Raw genomic sequence first — 19,596 nt, forward strand, 5'->3', positions numbered from 1 at the left:
CCACCGGAGCTTTCACGTGAAAGCTCCACTTGGGAAGTGAAGTCATGAGTGAAGTACGCACCGAGCGGATCGGCAGCACCCTGCTGATCACGATCGACCGGCCGCAGGCCCGCAACGCGGTCAACGCCGCCGTCGCGACGCAGCTGGCCGCGGCCCTGGACGAGCTGGAAGCCGACCCCGCGCTCCGGGCGGGCGTCCTGACCGGCGCCGAGAACACCTTCAGCGCCGGCATGGACCTCAAGGCCGCGCTCAAGGGCGAGTCACCGGACATCCCGGGACGCGGGTTCGGCGGCCTGACCGAAGCCGAGCTGGCCAAGCCGCTGATCGCCGCCGTCGAGGGGTTCGCAATGGGCGGCGGGTTCGAACTCGCCCTCGGCTGCGACCTGATCGTCGCCGCGGAAGACGCGAAGTTCGGCCTCCCCGAAGTCAAACGCGGGCTGATCGCCGCGGGCGGTGGCGTGCTCCGGCTGCCGAAGCGGATCCCGCACCACCTGGCGATGGAGTTCCTGCTGACCGGCGAGCCCGTCACCGGCCACCGCGCCGGCGAGCTGGGCCTGGTCAACCGCGTGACGCCGGCCGGTGACGCCGCCGCCGTCGCGCTGCAGCTGGCCGAGAAGCTGGCGGAGAACGCGCCGCTCGCGCTCGCCGCCGTCAAGAAGATCGTGCGTGCCGCGGATCCGAAAGCCGTGCAGCGCGAAGAAATCAAGAAGCTGATGCAGTCCGCCGACGTCCGCGAGGGCATGACCGCCTTCGCCGAGCGCCGCGCTCCGAAGTGGACAGGCGAATGAAGATCGAAGAAGTCCGGCAGCACGTGACGACCCCGCTGACCGCCCCGGCGTTCGCACCCGTCGTCCCCCGGTTCACCAACCGCGAGTACCTGAACATCGTCTACCGCACCGACGCCGACGCCCTGCGCGCGGTCGTCCCGGAGCCCCTGCGGGTCGAAGAACCGTTGGTGCGCTTCGAAGTCATGAAGATGGGCGACGTCTCCGGCTACGGCCCGTACACCGAGTCCGGCCAGGCGATCGAGGTCAGCTTCGACGGCGAGCGCGGCGAGTACCTGCACGCGATGTACCTCGACAACTTCCCGGCGACCGCGTCCGGGCGCGAGGTCAGCGCGTACCCGAAGACCGTCGGGTCGCCGAACCTCTATGTCGACAACGGAGTTCTCGTCGGCACGCTGGACTACGGGACGCTCCGGGTGGCGACCGCGACCATGGGCTACAAGCACCACGAGCTGGACGCCCGCGAAGCCGAACGCCAGATCACCGTCCCGACGTTCATGCTCAAGACGATCCCCGGCTACGACGGCGCCCCGCGCGTCCAGGAGCTGGTCCGCACCGAGATCACCGACGTCGTGGTCAAGGAGGCCTACACCGGCCCCGCGCGGCTGCAGCTGTTCCAGCACGTCCTCGCGCCGCTGGCCGACCTGCCGGTGCTGGAGGTCGTCTCCGCGAGCCACATCCGCACCGACCTGACGCTCGCCCCGGTCAAGCCGGTCTTCGACTACCTGGAAGGAGCGCGGTCATGAAGAACGCCGCAGTCATCGGTGCCGGCACCATCGGCCTGTCCTGGACGGCGCTGTTCGCCCACCACGGCCTGACCGTCCGGGTCACCGACCCCCGCCCCGACCTCGCCGAGGCCGTCGAAGAGGCGCTGAAGACGTTCGCCCCGCACCTCGGCACCACGGCGGAGATCCTCGCGGCCCGAGTCCACCTCGCCCGAGACGTCACTGAATCAGTGAAAGATGCGGACGTCGTGCAGGAGAACGGGCCCGAGAACGTCGAGTTCAAAAAGGACCTGTTCAAGCGGCTCGTCGCGGAAGCTCCGGAGCACGCGCTGCTGCTGAGCTCGTCGAGCGCCATCCCGTCGACTGCGTTCACCGAAGACCTTCCGGACGCGAGCAGGGTCCTCATCGGACACCCGTTCAACCCGCCGCACCTCATCCCGCTGGTCGAGGTCGTCCCCGGCGAGCGGACGAGCCAGGAGAGCGTCGAGCGGGCCGTCGAGTTCTACACCTCGCTCGGCCGGACGCCGGTCGTGGAGCGCAAGGAGATCCCCGGGTTCGTCGGCAACCGGCTGCAGAACGCGCTGAGCCGCGAGGCCATCTACCTCGTCGAACAGGGCGTGGTGACCCCGGACGAGCTCGACAAGGTCATCACGAACTCGCTCGGCATCCGCTGGGCGACGGTCGGGCCGTTCCTCGGCTCGCACCTCGGCGGTGGCCCCGGTGGCTACCGGCACATGGCCGAGCACATCGGCAAGTCGATGAAGAAGATGTGGGCCGGCCTGGGCAACCCCAGCCAGAGCCCCGAAGAGCAGGAACGGCTCGTCGAAGCCGTCGAAAAGGCTTACGGCTCCTCCACGTACTCGGAACTGGCCGAGACGCGCGACCGCAAGCAGCTCGCAGTGTTGAACGCAGTGGAGGAGAACTGACATGGAACCGCTCACGGACAAGCTGACCGCCGACTTCTACGACTTCGAGGCGCTGCTGCCGGACGACGAGCGCAAGCTGCTCGTCAAGGCGCGCGAGTTCATGACCCACGACGTCAAGCCGCTGGTGAACGACAACTGGGAAGCGGGCACCTTCCCGAAGGAACTGATCGGGATGTTCCGCGAAAGCGGCCTCGCCGGTCTGCCGTACGAGGGCTACGGCGAGCACAAGCCCGCGGTCAGCCACCTGCTCACCGGCATGATGGCGATGGAGATGAGCCGCACGGACGCTTCCGTCGCGACGTTCTTCGGTGTCCACAACGGACTCGCGATGTACTCCATCCACAGTGGAGGGAGCCAGGAGCAGCGCGACCGCTGGCTGCCCGAGATGGCCGCGATGGACAAGATCGGCGCGTTCGCGATGACCGAGCCGCTCGGTGGGTCCGATGTGGCCGGTGGCATGCGCACCGTGGCCAAGCGTGAGGGTGACACCTGGATTCTCGACGGCGCCAAGAAGTGGATCGGCAACGCGACCTTCGCCGACTACGTCGTGGTGTGGGCGCGGGACGTCGACGACAACCACGTCAAGGGGTTCGTCGTCGAGAAGGGCACGCCGGGCTTCGTCCCGGAGAAGATCCAGGGCAAGACCGCGTTCCGGATCGTCGAAAACGCCGAGATCACCCTGACCGGCGTCCGCGTCCCGGAGGCCAACCGCCTGCAGGGCATCAACGGCTTCCGCGACGTCGCCGAGATCCTGCGCGCCACCCGCGGCGGCGTCGCGTGGCAGGCACTCGGCGTGATGATCGGCGCCTACGAAGCCGCGCTCGCCTACGCCCAGGAGCGCAAGCAGTTCGGCCGGCCGATCGCACGCTTCCAGCTGGTGCAGGACCTGCTCGTGAAGAGCCTCGGCAACATCACGGCGTCGTGGGGCATGCTCGTGCAGCTCGCCCGGCTGCAGGACGCGGGCATCTTCAAGGACGAGCAGTCGTCACTGGCGAAGGCGTTCGTCACCTCGCGGATGCGCGAGGTCGTCGCCTGGAGCCGGGAGATCTTCGGCGGCAACGGGATCGTGCTCGAGTACGACGTCGCGCGGTTCTTCGCCGACGCCGAGGCGATCTACTCGTTCGAAGGGACGCGCGAGATGAACACCCTGATCGTCGGCAAGGCGATCACGGGACAGTCCGCGTTCGTCTGATCACTCAGTTGACGCAGCCGGCGGCCGTACTGGTCGCCGGCTGCTTGCTGTCCGCGGTCTTGGTGGTGGTCGCGGCGACCGGCTTGACGCTGCCGACGGTGTCGTCGCCCGAGGCCTGGACCGCGGGGCTGCTGATCGCCGTCCGGATGAACTGCTGGACCTGCGCCGGGTCGACCTTCACCGCGTCGCCGTCCGACGGCGTCGCCAGCGAGAGGCTCTGCACCGGGATGGTGGCGAACGCGATCGCGCCCGAGCTCATCCCCCGCAGCTGCTGCGCGAAGCTGAGCACGTCCCAGCCCTTGTCGAGCACCACGGCCCCCTGCACGGCGCTGACCAGCGAGTTCAGCTTCGAAACGTCGGTGAACGTGCCCGCGCTGAGGACCTTTTTCGCCATCCCGGACAGGAAGGCCTGCTGCCGCGCGATGCGGTCGAGGTCGCCGTTGGTCAGGCCGTGGCGCTGCCGGACGAACGCGAGCGCCTGCGCGCCGGAAAGCGTTTGCGGGCCGGCCGCGAAGTTCGCGCCGGAGTAGGTGTCGTGCACCGGCTCCTTGAGGCAGACCTCGACGCCGCCGACGGCCTGCGACAGCGCGTCGAAGCCGGCGAGGTTGATGGCCGCGTAGTGGTTGATGGTCAGCCCGGTGAACTTCTCGACGGTCTGGATCGCGGTCTTCGCGCCGGCCTCGTTCGCGGCCACTTCCAGCTGCGGGCCGGACAGGCCCTGGGAGCGCAACCCGGACATCGAGGCGTTCTTGCCGCGGCTGTAGGCCGAGTTGATCTTGTGCTTGCCGTAGCCGCCCGCGATGTCCACATAGGAGTCGCGCGGGATCGAGATCGCGGTGGCCGCGGCGCCGCCCGCCGGGATGTGGACGACGATCATCGTGTCGGTGGTGTCGCCGCCGTCGTCGCCGCTGCCGGCGTGGAGCGTGTCGAGCACGTTCTGTGGCAACGGGTTGCCGTACGCGTCGGTACGCGCGTCGATCCCGACGAGCAGGATGTTCTGGGCGACCTTGAGCGGTTCGCCGGGAATCGTGTCATCGCCGGCCACCTGGCCGGACGGTGAGATGACGTCGGCGGTGACGAGGCCGTGGTCCAGCTTGCTCAGCTGCGACCAGGCGTACCCGGTGGCGCCGAGCACGAGCGCCGACACGACGCCGAGCGCGACCCGCCCGCCGATGCGACGCCCCCGGGACGACAGCAGCACGACACTTCCCCTTGCTTCCCTCTGGTGAATCCCCTCCTTCGAGGATCACCGCGTTAGCTGGGAATCAGCTGAGAAAGTTGTCGAAAAACTGTGACGCTAGCCGAACGGCCGAGCGTTTCCGCCGGTTTCGCGACGCACTGTGCCGGAACGCGTACGCGGAAGTGCTGTGGTTGCGGCCACAGTGGGTCAGCGCGGCATCCGGCGCCAGACCGCGCGCGGCAGCAGGCGCATCGCGAAGAAGACCGGACGGAGCACCCCGGGCACCCAGACGACCCCGCGCCGCTTCCGCAACGCGGCGACGGTCGCGTCGGCGACCTGGTCCGGCGTGCTCGAGAACGGCGCCGGGCTCATGCCCTCGGTCATCCGCCCGATGACGAAGCCGGGCCGCACGAGGAGCAAGTGGACGCCGGAGCCGTGCAGGGCGTCCGCGAGACCGCTCGCGAAGCCGTCGAGGCCGGCTTTGGCGGAGCCGTAGACGTAGTTGGCGCGGCGCACGCGGATCCCGGCGACGGAGGAGAACACGACGAGGCTGCCGTGGCCTTGGGCGCGCAGCAGGTTCGCGGCGTGGGTTAGGACGCCGACCTGGGCGACGTAGTCGGTGTGCACGATGGCGGCGGCGTGGGTGGCATCGGTTTCGGCGCGGGCCTGGTCGCCGAGGATGCCGAAGGCGAGCACGATGACGTCGAGCGGCCCGTGCTCGGCTTGGACCTGCTCGAGGAAGGGCCCGTGGGCGGCGAGGTCGTCCGCGTCGAAGTCGACGGTTTCGGCTTTCCCGAGAGTCGCTACGGCGGCGGTGAGGTCCGAGCCCGGGCGGGCGGCCAGGACGATCTTGTCGTGGTCGCCGGCCAGGCGTTGGGCCACGGCCAGGCCGATTTCGCTGCGGCCGCCGAGGACCAGGACTGTTCCGCTCACGGGGGCAGTCTTCCAGCCGGGGACGCGCGGGGTTCGGGCGGCTGCCGGCTGGGTCCGGTGTCTCGAGCCGAAGCGCGTTCACCCCGCAGCTCGTCACCGCTCCGCGAAGCGCCCGATCGCTCCCCCACATGCGCTAGCGTGCCTCGGGTGGGGCGCGCTCTGGATTTCGAAACCCTCGTCGAACGGCATCGGCGGGAGATTCACGTTCACTGCTACCGGATGCTCGGCTCGCTCGGGGATGCCGAAGACCTGGCCCAGGAAACCTTCCTGCGCGCCTGGAAAGCCCGCGACCACTTCGAAGGCCGGGCCAGTGTGCGCACCTGGCTCTACCGGATCGCCACCAACGCCTGCCTCGACGTCCTCGCGCGGCGGCCGCGGCGGGTGCTGCCCGATCAGCTCGGTCCCGCCGGGGAACCGGACGGCCCCATCGCCGCCGCCGATCTGCCCTGGCTCGAACCCTTCCCCGACCGGCTGCTCGACGAGGCCGGGCCCGACGCCGTCGTCGTAGAACGGGAGACCATCGAACTCGCCTACCTCGCCGCCCTGCAGCACCTGCCGCCGCGGCAACGCGTCGCGCTCGTGCTGCGGGACGTCCTCGGGTGGTCGGCCAAGGAGACCGCGGAACTCCTGGAAACCAGCGTCGCGTCGGCGAACAGTGCCCTCCAGCGCGCCCGGGCGACCCTGCGTGAACGGCTGCCCGCGCACCGTACCGAGTGGACGGCCGGCGATCCGACGGCCGAGGAAACCGCGCTGCTCAAGCGGTTCATCGCCGCCTACGAAGCCGGCGACCCGCAAGCCGTCGCGAAACTGCTGCACGAGGACGCCCGCGCGGTCATGCCGCCCTACGAACTCTGGTTCGGCAGCGCCGCGGCGATCGTCCGCGCGCTGTCGCTGTCGCTGGACCCCGCGTCACCGCAGTGCATCGGCCGCTTCCGGATGCGTCCGACGCGGGCCAACCGCCAGCCCGCGGTCGCGACCTGGCTCCGGCGGCCCGGCGAAGCCGGCTACCGCTGGTTCGGTGTCTCACTGCTCACGATCGAGCACGGGCTGATCACGGGACTGGCCGCCTTCGAGTCGGTCCCGGCGGCGGCGTGGGACCTGCCGGAAATCCTGCGTGAATGAGCACGACGACCGCGGGCGGACGTGAAAAAACCCGGGCGGGCGATTCACGGGGAATCACCCGCCCGGGCACACGCTGATCCGGAAAGAAATTCTTCCGATTCGGTGTTCGCCTTCAGAGCCGCCGGGAAGAGGTCACCGGGCAGCGGGTCAAGCAGCTCGGTGCCGCTGCGGCGCGGTACGCGCCAGCCGGCGTCGGTCCTCGGCGGTGGTCCCGCCGAAAACACCGTGGTCCAGGCCGTTGTCGAGCGCGTAGCCGAGGCACTCGGCGCGCACCGGGCAGCGTGCGCACACGGCCTTGGCCTGCGCCGTCTGCCGGGCGCCGGGGCCCACCGCGGAGATCGGGAAGAACAGTTCCGGGTCCTCGTCCTTGCAGGCCGCGAGTTCCGCCCAGCCCGTCATCGTGGCTTCCATTTCCTTCGTTCACCTCCCTCTGCTACTTCTGTTTCCCATTGTCGTGGCGCGTCAACCGACTTGACGCTCGCGGGCGCGCGAGCGCATCCGCGTGGGTCAAGGGGGTTTTGGCTTCGGTCCCCGGCTCACCCTCCGGGCAACCAAGACTGCAACACATGAGAGTACGCCCTTCTTCCCGGGATCTCGATGTCGATCACGTCACCCGATCGGCGAGATCGCGCTCCAGCGTGACCCGCACGAGAGCCGCCGCGAGGTGCGCCAGCTCGCCCGGATCGACCAGCTTCGCGAGCCCATCGGGCCGCGTCGGCAGGCCGAGCTTTTCGGCCCCCCGCAAGGCTTTCCCATCCAGGTGCGGTCGAAACTCCGGCCAGACGAGCTGCACCTCCCGGCCGAAGATGTCCGCCCCCACCGGACCGAGCCGCGGGACCTTCCCCAGCAGCGCGGCCAGTGTCCGGAATTCGCCGTTCGCGGCCTCGCGGACCCGTCTCAGGTCCCCGCGGTACTCGTCGAGCAGGTACCGCGCGCCCTCTCCGAGCGCCGTCGCGGTCTGTTCGTCGTAGCGCTTGTAGTGCGCGCGGCCGAGGGCGGCCACCCGCTGCTGCCACGCCGCTTCGGCCATCGCCTTCGCGGTGCCCATCCCCGCGGCCCGTAACTCCCGGGCCGCGTCGACCGCGATGCCCGCCTTGATCCGGGTCGAGAGCAGCACCGACAGCACCAGCAGCCGGTAGAGCGGCGCCGGCTGGTCGGCGAGCTTGATGCCCGCCTCGGCGGCGTAGGTCGGACCTGCCTCCTTGAGCAGGCGCCGGACCGTGTCTCGCTGGGTCATCGGGTTCGGGTACCCGAGATGCCCGCACCCATTCGTCACCGGTCGTCACCGATCCGGAGCAGCTCATTACTCCTACCGAGCAGTCTTGATCGAATCGTTACACGCAGGAGTCACCTCGGCGCACTTGTTCCAGTGGAGGCGAGGGGTGGTGAGGGGTCCGTGTGCGCTGGCGACGATTTCGACGCGTTCTTCCGCGCCGACTTCCCCCCGCTCGTGGCGTTCCTGTGCAAGGCCGGGTTCGAGGTCGAGATCGCCCGTGACGTCGCCGTCGAAGCGATGCTGCACGCGCTGGAGGCGTGGCCGGTCCCCGAGGACCCGCGGGCCTGGGTGCGCCGCGTCGCCGGGCGGCTGCTCGACGCGGCCGACGACTCGCGCGCGGACTGGGCGGCGGACGACCCGCAGGACGACGAGAAGCTGGCCGTGCTGGTCGACCAGCACGCGGGGCTCATCGACCTGCTCGCCTCCCTGCCCGGCCAGCAGCGGACGGTGCTCGCGTGGTCGCTCGACGGCTTCACGCCGACGCAGATCGCGAACGCCTTGCGCATCGCCCCCGCGACCGTCCGTTCCAACCTCCGCCACGTGCGGGAACGCCTCAGGCGCCACCGGGCCGCACCGCCCGGCGACCAGCGGGACAGGGAAGGGTGAGCACCATGGCGGCAACCGAGTACGGGGACCCCGCGATCACCGAGCTGCTGCGGGAGTCCAACGCCGCGCTGCACGACTCGCTGCGGGTCGGCCTCGACGTGGAGGGCACCCTGCTGCGGGTGCGCAGCCGCGCGCTCGTCCGCGAAATAGCCGCGACGCCGCCCCCGGAGGCGTTCCCCGCGCACTGGCGGCGCCACGACGAGCCGGTCGCCGACGCGATCGCCGGCGACGACGCCGCGACCGCTCGCCTGCTCGCCACCATCCGGCCGCTGGTGGTGCGCTACTGCCGCGCCCGCGTCGGCCGGCACGAGCGGTCCTTCGCTTCGGCCGACGACGTCGCCCAGGAGGTGTGCGTCGCCGTGCTGACGGCGCTGCCGTCCTACCGGGACCAGGGCCGGCCGTTCCTCGCGTTCGTCTACGGCATCGCCCAGCACAAGGTCGCCGACGCCCACCGCGCCGCGGCCCGCAACCGCTCCGACCCGGTCCCGGAGATCCCCGACGGGGTGTCCGAAGCGGACGGTCCCGAGCAGCACGCCCTGCGGTTCGAGCTCAACGAACGGCTCGCGCGGCTGCTGGACGTCCTGCCGGCCAAGCAGCGCGAGATCGTCGTGCTGCGGGTGGTCGTCGGGCTGTCGGCGGAGGAGACGGCGGACGCGGTGGGCTCGACACCGGGCGCGGTCCGCGTCGCCCAGCACCGCGCACTGGGGCGGCTGCGAAGACTGCTGACGGGCGAAGAGGACTAACCGCGCAGTCCCGCGACGCCGGCCACCACGACGCCGTACAGGTCGGCGATGGTCGCCAACGCGCTGTGGTGCAGCTGTTCGGCGGTCACCGCCGCGACCGGCGTTTCCAGCGGGCGCGTGGCGCAGGCGTCCGCGACCACGGTTGCGTGGTTGCCGCGCAGGAACGCGCCTTCGGTGGTGAATGTGACGCACATGTTCGTCATGAACCCGGCGACGACCACGGTTTCATTCCCGGCCGCGTCCACCCGCTCCCCCAGATCGGTGCCCACGAAGGCGTTCGGCGCGCCCTTGACGACGACCGGCTCCCCCTCGGCCGGGGCGACGTCCGGGTGGATGGCGCCGATCTCCTCGCGCACGTCGTAGAGACTGCCCGCACCGCCGTCGTGCACCACGTGGATGATCGCCGACCCAGCGGCGCGGGCCGCTTCCAGGAGGTTCTCGGCCGCGGTCAACGCGGGCCGCCAGCCCGTCAGCTCCAGCACGCCGCGGGTGTAGGTGTTCTGGTAGTCGACCAGGATCAGCGTCGAGCCGCTCAGGGTGGCCGGGGTCCGGTCGAGCCCGTTCAGCTCGCGCAGGGTGGTCGTCGCCATGGTGGTCCTCTCTCGTGTCCGGTTCGGGCTCCACCGACGCTAAGCTCGGCGGCGCATGTCGGCAATGACATGCAAGACGCAGAAACCGACACGGCGGAGGAGCACGGTGGAGCACCCGGAACGGCTGGTCGTCGTCGTCCTCTTCGACCGGATCGACCTGCTCGACGTCACCGGCCCGCCCGAGGTCTTCTCGCTGCTGCAGCGGGAACTGGACCGGCCGGCCGGCTACCGCGTCGTCCTCGCCGCCGCCACCGCGGACCCGGTGACCACCTCGGCCAGGGTGCGCGTGCTCCCGGACGTCACCTTCGCCGAGCTGGCCGGGCAGGCCGTCGACACGCTGGTCGTCCCGGGGGCGGTGACCGTCGGGGAGGACGGCGGGATCGTCGCCCGGTGCGACGCCGACGTCGTCGAAGCCGTCCGGGTGCTGGCCGGGCAGGCGCGCCGGGTGGCGTCCGTCTGCGTCGGGGCCCACCTGCTCGCGGCCGCCGGCCTGCTCGAAGGCAAGCGCGCCACCACGCACTGGTCCACCGCCCGCCAGCTCGCCGACGAACACCCCGGCGTCACGGTCGACGCCGACCCGATCTTCATCCGCGACGGCGACGTGTGGACGGGCGCCGGCCTGAGCGCCTGCCTCGACCTGGCCCTGGCGCTCGTCGCGGACGACTTCGGCCCCGAGCTCGCTTCCCGCGTGGCCCGCCAGCTCGTCATGTTCCTGCGGCGGCCGGGCGGGCAGAGCCAGTTCAGCGTGTCCCTCGAACCGGCGTCGGCGACCCGGCGGGTCGAGGAACTCCGCCACCACATCACCGAGCACCTCGCGCGGCCCCTGACGGTCGCCGACCTGGCCGCGCACGCCCACCTCACCGACCGGCAGCTCACCCGCGTGTTCAAGGCCGAACTCGGGACGACGCCCGCGGCCTACGTCGAGCACGCGCGGGTCGAGGCGGCCCGGCAGCGGCTGGAAACCACGGACGACACGCTCTCCCGCGTCGCCACGACGTGCGGGTTCGGCACGGTCTCGACGTTGAACCGGTCCTTCCGCCGGACGCTCGGCACGACGCCGAGCGAGTACCGGCGGCGGTTCCGGATCCCGTAGTCAGCGCCGCACGCAGTCGAGGACGAACTCCTCCAGCGCCGCCGCCGGTCCTTCCTTTGATTCGCGGGCCAGCAGCATGAACTCGATATCGCCGGGTTCGGGCAGGCCGGTCAGCTCGACGAGGTCGGCGGGCACCAGGCTGCGCGCGTGCAGGGTGACGCCGAGACCGGCGGCCGCGGCGGCGCGCAGGCCGGTGAGGCTCGACGTCTGGCACGCGGCACGCCACTCGAGCCCCGCCCGCTCCAGGCACTCGACGGCGAGCTGGCGGGTGATCGACGGCATCGGGTACTGCACCAGCGGCACCGGCTGGCCGGGCTCCAGCACCGTCGCCGCCGAGCCGATCCAGACCAGCGGCTCCCGCCACAGCAGCCGCCCGCGGTGCGTACCCGGCCGGCGCTTGCCCAGCACCAGGTCCAGCTGACCGGCGCGCAGCCGCTGCGCGAGGACGTCCGACAGCTCTACGGTCAGCTCGACGTCCACCAGCGGGTGGCTGCGGCGCAGCCGGTTGAGGATCTCCGGCAGCTCGCCGAGCGCGAAGTCCTCCGAGACGCCGAAGCGCACGCGGCCGCGCAGTTCGGCGCCGCGGAAGTGGCGCTCCGCGCGTTCCTCGGTGTCCACGACGGTCTGCGCGAACCCCAGCATCGCCTGGCCGCGCGCGGTCAGCTCGACGGTGTGCGTGTCGCGGGCGAAGAGCAGCCCGCCGGAGTCGCGCTCCAGACGCCGGACGTGCTGGCTGACGGTCGGCTGGCCGACGCCGAGGCGCCGCGCGGCCGCGGTGAAGCTGCGCGTCTCGGCGACGGCGAGGAACGAACGGCACAGGCCGGGGTCGAGCACGCGGCCACTTTATCGCGATTCCCGATGACAGTCAGTCCGGTCATCGGGGTTCACAATGAGCGTTCCGGGGCCGAGAATTGCCGTGGAAGGAGATCCATGTCCCGGTTACGTCTCGACCCGTTCGTCGTCGCCATCCTCGCCACCGTCGGGGTCGCCACGCTCCTGCCCGCTTCGGGCGTCGTGGCCGACGGCTTCGGCACCGCCACCACGATCGCCGTCGGGTTGTTGTTCTTCCTGTACGGCGCCCGGTTGTCCACGCAGGAGGCCCTCGACGGGCTGCGCCACTGGCGGCTGCACGGGGTCGTGCTGGCCGCCACGTTCGTGCTGTTCCCGCTGCTCGGCCTGGCGCTCACGCTGCTGCCGGCGTCGGTGCTGCCCGCCGAGCTCGCGGCCGGGGTGCTGTTCCTCGCGGTGCTGCCCTCGACGGTCCAGTCGTCGATCGCGTTCACGTCCATTGCCCGCGGCAACGTCGCGGCGGCGATCTGCAGCGCGTCGCTGTCCAACCTGGCCGGGATCGTGCTGACCCCGCTGCTGGTGGCGCTGCTGCTGTCCGGCGACGGCGCGGGAGTCGACGGGTCGGCGGTGCTCGGGATCGTGCTGCAGCTGCTGGCGCCGTTCGTGGCGGGCCAGCTGGCGCGGCGCTGGATCGGCGAGTGGATCACGCGGAATTCCGCGCCGCTCAAGCTGTTCGACCGCGGGTCGATCCTGCTGGTGGTGTACACGGCGTTCAGCGCGGGCATGACCGAAGGCATCTGGCACCGGCTCGACGTCGTCCCGCTGCTGGTCCTGGTCGGGCTCTGCTGCGTGCTCCTGGCGGCGGTGCTGGCGGCGACGAGCTGGGGCGCCCGGCTGCTGGGTTTCGCGCACGCGGACCGGATCACGATCGTGTTCTGCGGGTCGAAGAAGAGCCTGGCGAGCGGGTTGCCGATGGCGACGGTGCTGTTCGGGCACGCGCAGGTGGGGCTGATCGTGCTACCGCTGATGCTGTTCCACCAGATCCAGCTGATCGTGTGCGCGTCGCTGGCGCGGCGATACGCGGCGGCGCTCGTGCCGGCCTGATTTTCCGACCGATGAGTTTTCCGGCGGTGTGCGTCAGTACGTGATGACACCCCATCGGAAGGCGGCACCCATGGCCAAGGTTCTCTACCACATCACGATGTCCCTCGACGGCTTCGTCGCGGCACCCGGCGACGACATGACGTGGCTGTCCGGCCTGCACGCGGGCCCGAACCCGGTGGTCGAGCGGGTGATCGACGGCATCGGCGCGATCGTGATGGGCCACCACACGTACGCCCCGGCGACGACGGCGGAGGGCAAGGTCTACGGCGGCCGCTGGGAGGGGCCGATCTTCGTGGTGACCCGCTCGGCGGCGCCGTCACCGGGGTTCACGCTGGTACCGGACCTTGCGGAGGCGGTGTCCGAGGCCTCCGCGACGGCCGGGGACGGGTATGTGGCGGTGCTGGGGGCGGCTACGGCCCGGCGGTGCTACGAAGCCGGGTTGCTCGACGAGGTGCTGGTGCACGTGGCGCCGGTTCTGCTCGGTGACGGGGTTCGGTTGTTCGAACGGCGTGGTGGGGCGCCGGTGCGGTTGGAAGCGTTGGAGCTGAGTCACGCCGGGCCGATCCTGAACGGTTGGTACCGGGTGGTGTGAGCACTCTCTGTCCATTGTGTACACGCGGGCACGCGTAACGGCGGGCCGCCGCCGGACGACTCCGGAGGCGTCGATGCGAGGGAGGAGATCGTCATGGCACGAACCACGGTGGCCGCACTGGCCGGCGCCCTGGTGGTGACGGCGGGCGCGGTGGCCTTCGCCGGCGCTTCGTCGGCGGTCGGGCCGTCACCGGCACCGATCGTCCAGGCGGCGCAGGCCACCTGCCTGACCGACGGCACCGGCGTCTGCACGGTGACGCATTCGCTGGGCAAGGTGCCGGAAGCGATCGTGGTATCGCCGAACACGCCGAGCCCGAACAACGCGTTCACGCTCAACACGGTGCTGGGGTCGTACACCGCGACCACGTTCCAGGTGCGGGCGATGTTCAACCAGACGACGCCGAAGACGTTCGGCCAGATCTGGTTCACCTACGCGGCTTACGGTTCGCCGACGGCACCACCGCCGACCACGACCCCCAAGACAACGCCTCAAACCACGACGCCGCCACCGCCCACCTCGTCGGATCCGACTTCCACTCCTACCACGGGTGGCGGAAGCTGAACGGAATCCGCACCCTCACCGCGGCCGCGGCGACGGCTTCCGCAGTTCCTCCGCGAAAATCCCCTCCATGCGCCGATTCGCGCGGCGGAGCGCCCGCACCGCCGCCCGGATCGCGTACCCCACCGCGAACACCAACAACAATCCCAGGCCGATGGCCGCGAGGTTCGCCACGAGCGCCTCCCGGTACAGGTGCGCCAGGTACCCCAGACCCGCCCCGGCGGTGAGTGCGTCCAGCAACGCCAACCCGAATGCCCGGGGCTCGTGCGGGGCGGCTCGCGGTGCCGAGACCATCGCTCACCCTCCCGCCGTTCCGTTCAGCGGTGACGCCCTTGCAACCTAGACGAGCTTGCGCCGCCCGGAGGCCGTTTCAACCTGTTTGGCCTACCGGATCTGCCCGGATGGCCGCTGTGATAACTTGGAGCGAACTGGGTCTTCTGTGCGAATGCACATCCCCGAGCAACGCACACGCCGGGGGCCAGGGGGCGGTAGCTCAGTTGGTTAGAGCAGGGGACTCATAATCCCTTGGCCGCGGGTTCGAGCCCCGCCCGCCCTACGTTCGCGGTGCTCGCTCCGCTCGCACCCCTCGCTTCGCCGTTCCCTGTGGGGGTGCGACCCCCACACCCCGCCCGGGGGCACGCCCCCGGACCCCCGTCCGTGTGGCTCCGTTGGTCTGCCGGCTGTCCTTAGTGGACGTCAGCGGTCGTACACCAGGGCCAGCTCTCCTCGCTCGCCTGCCTCGTGGTGGGTCAACGTCCATGACGATGTCGGCATGCCGTCTTCGAACAGCGTTGCTCCCGCTCCCGCTATCTCCGGGCAGATCATTATGTACAGGCGGTCCACTAGATTCGCCGCCAGTAGTGGCTTTATTATGCTTGCGCTGCTGTTCACCAATATTTCGCCTGATCCGGTGGCCTTCAGGTCACTGATTACCTCTGGTGCCGGGGGGTTCACCATTCTGGTGCGGTCCCATGGTGGCTCTGTCACCGTTTTTGAGAAGACCACCTTTTCTGTTTCCGTCAGCCACTTTGCGTAGCCTCGGTCTCGGGGATCTGCCTTTTCGTCCGCCGCTACCGTTGGCCAGTAGCCCAGGAAACCCTCTGCGTTCAAGCGGCCCAGAACTGCCGTTGTCGCGTTCTCCCAGATTCGCGTCAAGTGGCGGCGGGCCACCTCTGTTGTCGCGTACGCGACTATTGGTCCCATGTCCGCCGGGCCTCCCGGGCCCTGGTAGCGGCCGTCCAGCGTCAAGCTCAAGTTTGCCGTTACTCTTCTGGCCATGCTCAGACCTTTCGCTGTTCCAACACTTCGGTCAGGCGGTCCAAGACCTGGGTCCAGCCCGTTTCGATTCCCGCTATTGCCGGTGCCGCCTCGATCGTTGTCGCCGTTATGCGCAGGCCCAGCCTCAAGCGGGTTCCACCCGGTATCGGCGTCAGCTCCACGTCGTAATGGCCCGTGAAGGACGCCGGGCCCGTTATCGCCAGGTCGAATGCCAGTCGTCCCGGCTCCTCCGCCACCCGGACCCAGCCTTCCGAGTGGTACTCGCCCTCCGCGTCCCGGTACGCCAGCGCTGCGCGGCCGCCCGGGCGGGGCTCCAACAGGCACGTTGTCAGCGTCAGCGATGGGGGCACCCACCACGATGCCAGCAGTTCCGGGTCCGTCCAGTGCCTCCAGACCACCTCTCGCGGTGCCGGCAGCACTCGCTCGAAGCCGAACGCGCGCCCGTCTGCCCAGCGGTCGCGGTCTGCTGCCGCTGTCTCCTCCTCGACCGCCGCCCGGTAGCGCGCGACCACGTCTCGCTCGCTCTGGTGCGCCTCGGTCTGCTTGATCAGCTCTGCCAGCCGGCCCGCGAACGCCGTCAGCGGCTCCGCCTCCAGCGCGTACACCCGGCGCTGCCCCAACGGGAACACCGTGACCAGGCCCGCGCGCGCCAACGTCTGCAAGTGCTTCGTCGTCTGCGGCTGGCGCAGGCCCGTCAGCTCCGCCAGCTCCCCCACCGACCGGGGACGCTCCGCCAAGAGCTCCACCAGGCGCCAGCGCGCCGCGTCACCCAGTGCTGCCGCGATCCCGTCCACCGCGCCAGTATTCATCCAGCAGAATATTCAAGTCAAGGAATACTTTAGGTCAGCCATCGGAGGCCGTAGGCGTAGCCCAGCTGCGGGGCCGTGAACTCCTGGGCCACCTCGCACGCGCCGTCCAGCTCCAGCGGCGCGCCCGGTTGGGGTGGGTCCGCGAGCACCGATGGCGGGACCCGGTCCACACGCCACACCCGCCATGGCAGCCGCTGCGGGTCGAAGCGGACCCGCACCGAGAACGACTCGCACGCCACCAGCGGCACGAACGTGTACGACGGCCGGATCGGCAGACCGTCCTGGATCCGGATCACCAGCCCGTAGGTGTGGGTGTCGCCGCGCGACAGTGGGCGCGGGAGGTCGAGCAGCCAGCGGAAGTGCCGCTGCCCCACCCGTTTCGCGTCGGTGATCCGGACGCCGTGCTGGGCGTCGGCGGCCACCTGGCGCTCGCCGTCACCGCCGTCCTCCAGGCGGGGCACCGTGAACTGCGCCGCGATCCGGCTCAGCCCGTCGCGGGTCGCGACGACCAGCCGCTCCTCGATCAGCTCCGGCTCGGGCGTGTCGAGCCGGACGATCGCGCGCAACCGCTTGACGAACCAGCCCTGGTCCGGATCCGGGACGTCGTCACCGGGACGCGCGGCGGCCTCGATCTCGGCGGCCAGCCGCGCGAACGACCGGTCGATCCGGCGCCGCGCCGTGCGTTCGGAGACCCGCAACCGATCGGCCAGCACGCCGACCCGGTCGCTGAGCAGGGCGTGCTGCGAGCCGGGAGCGATGCCCAGCGCGACGTTGACCGCGAGCCGGTCGTCGGCCGGGAACTCCGCGATCGCCGCGGAAATCGCGTCACGCAGCACGCGCCGCGCTTCGCGGTCGTTCGCCGTGCGGTGGATCTCGCACCAGCCGGCGACGATCGGCCCGAGCCGGTCGCGCAGCCGTTCGGCTTCCAGCCCCCAGCCGCGGCGCAACGTCGTGAGCTCGCGGAGCAACCCGTCCTCGTGTGCCATGGGGCTTCGATTGTGGCACGCGGACTTCCGCGCGATCGGCGGCTGCGCCTGCGCCGATCAGGTGATTCCCGGGTTGGCCAGCGTGTGGCCAGTTCCGCGGTGATTCGGCCCGTGGACGGCCTTTGCCCGTTCCCCGGCTGACCGACCATGTCCCGGTCGACGGCATCGGGGAGGACGGGTTGCTCGACACCATTTTCCCGTGCGCGGGACCGGCGGACGTCGACGGCGTCCGGCGGCTGGCCCGCGACGGCAGGCTCGCCGGCTCCGCGTCGGCCGCCCCGCCCGGCGAGCTCGCCCGGTTGCGCGGCGCGGTCTACACGGTGGCCTGGCCACTGGTCTTCGCGCGGATCACCAAACCCCTGGAACGGCAGCGGCGGCACCCGGACTGCGCCCGCGGGCTGGAATGGCTGCGCCCCGACTGCCTCGACCGCTTCCACGACGACGTCGAAGCCGTCGTGGAGCACGCGCTGCGGCGCGCGACCGACCCCATCGAGAACTTCGACGGCTGGCTGGCGACCCGGCTGAGCCCGGCGACGGTCGACGCGCACCGGCGGCGCCGCGGCGAAATCGGGGCCCTGCAACGGCCCCGGCTGCCGGCCTGGCTGGGCGACGCCCTCGGCCGCGACCCGTGGCTGTGCGACCTCGCCGTGCAGATCCTCGTGTGGGCCGGGGTGCCGGCGACGGCGGGCGCGGAGCTGTGGCCCCTGGACGGCTGGGCGGCGCGCCGCGCCGAGGTCACCGGCGCGCCACCACCGGGCCGCGACACGCTCGACCTGGAGGTGCGGCAGGTGCTCGCGGCGATGGGCGAGCGGCCGAAGTGGTACGCGGAGCACGTCGAGCGGCCGCTCGGGCACAAGCGCGCCCCGGTGGCGCCGATGCCGGCGGACGGCGCGGCCGAGCCCGTCCCGCTGCAGCTGGTGGGCGAGGCCGAAGCGGACGACACCCGGCTGGCCGGCCTTGCCGAGCAGGCACTGCGCGCGATCGAAGCCGGGCTGGACCGCGGCGAAGACCCGCCGACGGCGGTGGGCGCGGTGGTCCGGCGGGTGTTCGGGGCCGGCGGAGGAGCATTGGACCGGTTGCCGCACAACGGATCCACGCTCGACGACTGGCTAGCCACCGCCCTCGCCGACGAGGCCCGGCTCGAGCGGATCGTCGCGACGGTGCTCGCGATCCTGGACCGCTGAGGACCGGCCGGGCGGCCGCCGGTGGACGGTGGCCGAGAGCGCGCCGAGGCGGCTCGGGGCCGGGTTGTCGCGGTCCGCCACCGAGGACTCCGCGGGATTCGGCTGCCCACAGGCATCCTCGGCCGCCGAGGGCCGCTGGGCGGGTCTGCCGGGCGGGCACCCGAGGACCGTGGCCGAGGGCCCAGGCCCGCCGCCGGGAGCGGGATCCGGCTGCTCGCAAGCATTCCCGGCCGCCGAGTCCAACCGGGCGGCCAGCACTTCGAACAGCGTCTCCCGCGACCACCCCGCGGCTTGCGCCCGGGTGTCCGCCGCGGTCAGCTCGGCCAGCAGGACCGCGCGGACCGCCGCGCGGGTTCTCTCCGCGAGTCTCGTGGGCGGGACAGCTGATCCGGCCACCCCTGCCTCCTTTCGCCCGGCACCGTCGGCCGGCCCAGCCTTCTCCTGACGGACGGCCGTCAGCGCCACCACGACGGCGGTGGCACCGGCAGCCGCAGCGGGCAGCCCGTGTGGCGGCCCGTCCAGCAGTCGGCCAGCCAGCGCGTCAGCGCGACCGGCCCGAGCAGGCTGTCTTCCCACACCGGCGTCAGTTCGCCGGCCCGGCGGAGCATCGTTTCGGCCGTGGCGCAGAAGGAAATGATCGCGGCGACGGCGGCGTCGGCCCGCGCGACCGGCCAGGCCACCGCGGCTCCGGGCAGCCGGGCCGGGACGGCCAGGCCGGGGCCGAAGGTGCAGTTGCGGGTCAGCTGGAGCGCGAGGTCGAACTCGACCGCTTCGGCGTGCTGCTGCCGGGCCCGCCATCGAGGCGATGCCGCGGCGGCGTGCAGCCCGGCGAGCCGGGCGGCGACCAACCCGTCCCACACCGTCAAGAGCACCCCTCGCGTGTCGGCGGGATGAGCGCCGGCGAGATCGAGGGTGACGGCGCTGAGCCAGGCACACGGGTCCTTGACTTGACTATCAGCGGCGACGGTCACGGCAGCCAGTCTCGCACCGGAAAGCACGTCCGGCAGCAAGATGATCATGGTTCACGGCAGGACCACCCGGTCGGTGGCGAACCGTTGAGCGGCTGAGTACCACCTTTGGGCACTGCGGGTGACCGAACCGTTACGGTTGTGCCATCATGTCGGC

The 19,596-nt window shown here is 71.0% G+C and carries 24 protein-coding genes and 1 tRNA gene; 13 read left to right on the top strand and 12 right to left on the bottom strand.

Annotation, left to right across the window (positions count from 1 at the left end; genetic code table 11):
- Window positions 1-44: 44 nt before the first annotated feature.
- Genes BLV96_RS27615 through BLV96_RS27630 form a run of 4 tightly spaced genes read left to right on the top strand, consistent with a single transcriptional unit; the run spans window position 45 to window position 3,628 of the window.
- A complete protein-coding gene (locus tag BLV96_RS27615; RefSeq protein WP_086679449.1) occupies window positions 45-788 on the top strand; it encodes a crotonase/enoyl-CoA hydratase family protein in 744 nt (247 codons plus the stop codon).
- A complete protein-coding gene (locus BLV96_RS27620; RefSeq protein ID WP_086679447.1) occupies window positions 785-1,531 on the top strand; it encodes an acetoacetate decarboxylase in 747 nt (248 codons plus the stop codon). Before BLV96_RS27615 ends, BLV96_RS27620 begins: the two co-directional genes overlap by 4 nt.
- The gene (locus BLV96_RS27625) at window positions 1,528-2,436 is read left to right on the top strand and encodes a 3-hydroxyacyl-CoA dehydrogenase NAD-binding domain-containing protein (protein WP_086679445.1); all 909 of its coding nucleotides are present in this window, start codon (window positions 1,528-1,530) and stop codon (window positions 2,434-2,436) included. The genes BLV96_RS27620 and BLV96_RS27625 overlap by 4 nt, the downstream gene beginning before the upstream one ends.
- A gap of 1 nt (window position 2,437) precedes the next feature.
- The gene (locus BLV96_RS27630; RefSeq protein ID WP_086679442.1) at window positions 2,438-3,628 is read left to right on the top strand and encodes an acyl-CoA dehydrogenase family protein; all 1,191 of its coding nucleotides are present in this window, start codon (window positions 2,438-2,440) and stop codon (window positions 3,626-3,628) included.
- A 4-nt stretch (window positions 3,629-3,632) separates the two neighbouring features.
- Here the strand turns inward: BLV96_RS27630 and BLV96_RS27635 are convergent, their stop codons facing one another.
- Both BLV96_RS27635 and dprE2 read right to left on the bottom strand, forming a co-directional pair.
- A complete protein-coding gene (locus BLV96_RS27635; protein WP_086679440.1) occupies window positions 3,633-4,829 on the bottom strand; it encodes an LCP family protein in 1,197 nt (398 codons plus the stop codon).
- Window positions 4,830-5,015: 186 nt separating this feature from the next.
- Window positions 5,016-5,741 (bottom strand): decaprenylphospho-beta-D-erythro-pentofuranosid-2-ulose 2-reductase, encoded by a 726-nt coding sequence (gene dprE2, locus BLV96_RS27640; protein ID WP_086679438.1) that lies wholly within the window; start codon window positions 5,739-5,741, stop codon window positions 5,016-5,018.
- A 147-nt stretch (window positions 5,742-5,888) separates the two neighbouring features.
- On the opposite strand from dprE2, the gene BLV96_RS27645 reads away from it, so the two are divergent.
- Window positions 5,889-6,863: an RNA polymerase subunit sigma-70 gene (locus tag BLV96_RS27645; RefSeq protein WP_086679436.1), complete on the top strand. Its 975-nt coding sequence runs from the start codon at window positions 5,889-5,891 to the stop codon at window positions 6,861-6,863.
- 147 nt (window positions 6,864-7,010) lie between these two features.
- Here the strand turns inward: BLV96_RS27645 and BLV96_RS27650 are convergent, their stop codons facing one another.
- Entirely contained in the window at window positions 7,011-7,274 is a 264-nt protein-coding gene (locus tag BLV96_RS27650) for a WhiB family transcriptional regulator (protein ID WP_086679434.1), read from the bottom strand.
- Between the two features lie 193 nt (window positions 7,275-7,467).
- Complete coding sequence (locus BLV96_RS27655; RefSeq protein ID WP_086679432.1) at window positions 7,468-8,100, bottom strand: endonuclease; 633 nt, start codon at window positions 8,098-8,100, stop codon at window positions 7,468-7,470.
- A 159-nt stretch (window positions 8,101-8,259) separates the two neighbouring features.
- Between BLV96_RS27655 and BLV96_RS27660 the strand changes: the two genes are divergently transcribed.
- Both BLV96_RS27660 and shbA read left to right on the top strand, forming a co-directional pair.
- Window positions 8,260-8,745 carry an RNA polymerase sigma factor gene (locus tag BLV96_RS27660; protein WP_086679430.1) on the top strand — a complete coding sequence of 162 codons (486 nt, stop codon included), beginning with the start codon at window positions 8,260-8,262 and terminating at the stop codon, window positions 8,743-8,745.
- Window positions 8,746-8,891: 146 nt separating this feature from the next.
- Window positions 8,892-9,488 (top strand): RNA polymerase sigma factor ShbA, encoded by a 597-nt coding sequence (gene shbA / locus BLV96_RS27665; RefSeq protein ID WP_167379772.1) that lies wholly within the window; start codon window positions 8,892-8,894, stop codon window positions 9,486-9,488.
- On the opposite strand, the gene BLV96_RS27670 is transcribed toward shbA, so the two are convergent.
- Window positions 9,485-10,078: a cysteine hydrolase family protein gene (locus BLV96_RS27670; RefSeq protein WP_086679425.1), complete on the bottom strand. Its 594-nt coding sequence runs from the start codon at window positions 10,076-10,078 to the stop codon at window positions 9,485-9,487. The genes shbA and BLV96_RS27670 overlap by 4 nt on opposite strands.
- 106 nt (window positions 10,079-10,184) lie before the next feature.
- Here BLV96_RS27670 and BLV96_RS27675 point away from each other — a divergent pair, with 106 nt between their 5' ends.
- Window positions 10,185-11,171, top strand: coding sequence for a GlxA family transcriptional regulator (locus tag BLV96_RS27675; RefSeq protein WP_244180515.1), 987 nt, complete (start codon window positions 10,185-10,187; stop codon window positions 11,169-11,171).
- Here BLV96_RS27675 and BLV96_RS27680 read toward each other — a convergent pair whose 3' ends face one another.
- Window positions 11,172-12,005 (bottom strand): LysR family transcriptional regulator, encoded by an 834-nt coding sequence (locus tag BLV96_RS27680; protein ID WP_086679421.1) that lies wholly within the window; start codon window positions 12,003-12,005, stop codon window positions 11,172-11,174. It abuts the gene before it with no gap.
- A 96-nt stretch (window positions 12,006-12,101) separates the two neighbouring features.
- Between BLV96_RS27680 and BLV96_RS27685 the strand changes: the two genes are divergently transcribed.
- The 3 genes from BLV96_RS27685 to BLV96_RS27695 all read left to right on the top strand — a co-directional run bounded on the left by BLV96_RS27685 (window position 12,102) and on the right by BLV96_RS27695 (window position 14,217).
- Window positions 12,102-13,064, top strand: a complete 963-nt coding sequence (locus BLV96_RS27685) for a bile acid:sodium symporter family protein (RefSeq protein WP_086679419.1) — start codon at window positions 12,102-12,104, stop codon at window positions 13,062-13,064.
- A 70-nt stretch (window positions 13,065-13,134) separates the two neighbouring features.
- Window positions 13,135-13,656: a dihydrofolate reductase family protein gene (locus BLV96_RS27690; protein ID WP_086679417.1), complete on the top strand. Its 522-nt coding sequence runs from the start codon at window positions 13,135-13,137 to the stop codon at window positions 13,654-13,656.
- Between the two features lie 93 nt (window positions 13,657-13,749).
- The gene (locus tag BLV96_RS27695) at window positions 13,750-14,217 is read left to right on the top strand and encodes a hypothetical protein (protein WP_086679416.1); all 468 of its coding nucleotides are present in this window, start codon (window positions 13,750-13,752) and stop codon (window positions 14,215-14,217) included.
- 15 nt (window positions 14,218-14,232) lie between these two features.
- On the opposite strand, the gene BLV96_RS27700 is transcribed toward BLV96_RS27695, so the two are convergent.
- Entirely contained in the window at window positions 14,233-14,508 is a 276-nt protein-coding gene (locus BLV96_RS27700; protein WP_086679415.1) for a hypothetical protein, read from the bottom strand.
- A 188-nt stretch (window positions 14,509-14,696) separates the two neighbouring features.
- Here BLV96_RS27700 and BLV96_RS27705 point away from each other — a divergent pair.
- A tRNA-Ile gene (locus BLV96_RS27705) sits at window positions 14,697-14,770 on the top strand.
- A gap of 140 nt (window positions 14,771-14,910) precedes the next feature.
- Here BLV96_RS27705 and BLV96_RS27710 read toward each other — a convergent pair.
- From BLV96_RS27710 to BLV96_RS27720, 3 genes are read right to left on the bottom strand one after another with little or no spacing between them, the layout of a single operon-like run.
- Window positions 14,911-15,492: a dihydrofolate reductase family protein gene (locus BLV96_RS27710; RefSeq protein ID WP_086679414.1), complete on the bottom strand. Its 582-nt coding sequence runs from the start codon at window positions 15,490-15,492 to the stop codon at window positions 14,911-14,913.
- A gap of 2 nt (window positions 15,493-15,494) precedes the next feature.
- On the bottom strand, window positions 15,495-16,286 hold the full coding sequence (locus BLV96_RS27715; RefSeq protein ID WP_086679413.1) for a metalloregulator ArsR/SmtB family transcription factor: 792 nt from the start codon (window positions 16,284-16,286) through the stop codon (window positions 15,495-15,497).
- A gap of 44 nt (window positions 16,287-16,330) precedes the next feature.
- Entirely contained in the window at window positions 16,331-17,287 is a 957-nt protein-coding gene (locus BLV96_RS27720) for a hypothetical protein (RefSeq protein ID WP_086679412.1), read from the bottom strand.
- A gap of 122 nt (window positions 17,288-17,409) precedes the next feature.
- Between BLV96_RS27720 and BLV96_RS27725 the strand changes: the two genes are divergently transcribed.
- The gene (locus BLV96_RS27725; protein ID WP_244180516.1) at window positions 17,410-18,471 is read left to right on the top strand and encodes a hypothetical protein; all 1,062 of its coding nucleotides are present in this window, start codon (window positions 17,410-17,412) and stop codon (window positions 18,469-18,471) included.
- Here BLV96_RS27725 and BLV96_RS27730 read toward each other — a convergent pair.
- Window positions 18,397-18,867: a hypothetical protein gene (locus tag BLV96_RS27730; protein ID WP_143051029.1), complete on the bottom strand. Its 471-nt coding sequence runs from the start codon at window positions 18,865-18,867 to the stop codon at window positions 18,397-18,399. The genes BLV96_RS27725 and BLV96_RS27730 overlap by 75 nt on opposite strands.
- A gap of 59 nt (window positions 18,868-18,926) precedes the next feature.
- Entirely contained in the window at window positions 18,927-19,442 is a 516-nt protein-coding gene (locus tag BLV96_RS27735) for a hypothetical protein (protein ID WP_086679488.1), read from the bottom strand.
- Window positions 19,443-19,596: the final 154 nt, after the last annotated feature.

Origin of the sequence: Amycolatopsis pretoriensis (assembly GCF_900107925.1) — a bacterium.
Taxonomy (GTDB): domain Bacteria; phylum Actinomycetota; class Actinomycetes; order Mycobacteriales; family Pseudonocardiaceae; genus Amycolatopsis; species Amycolatopsis pretoriensis.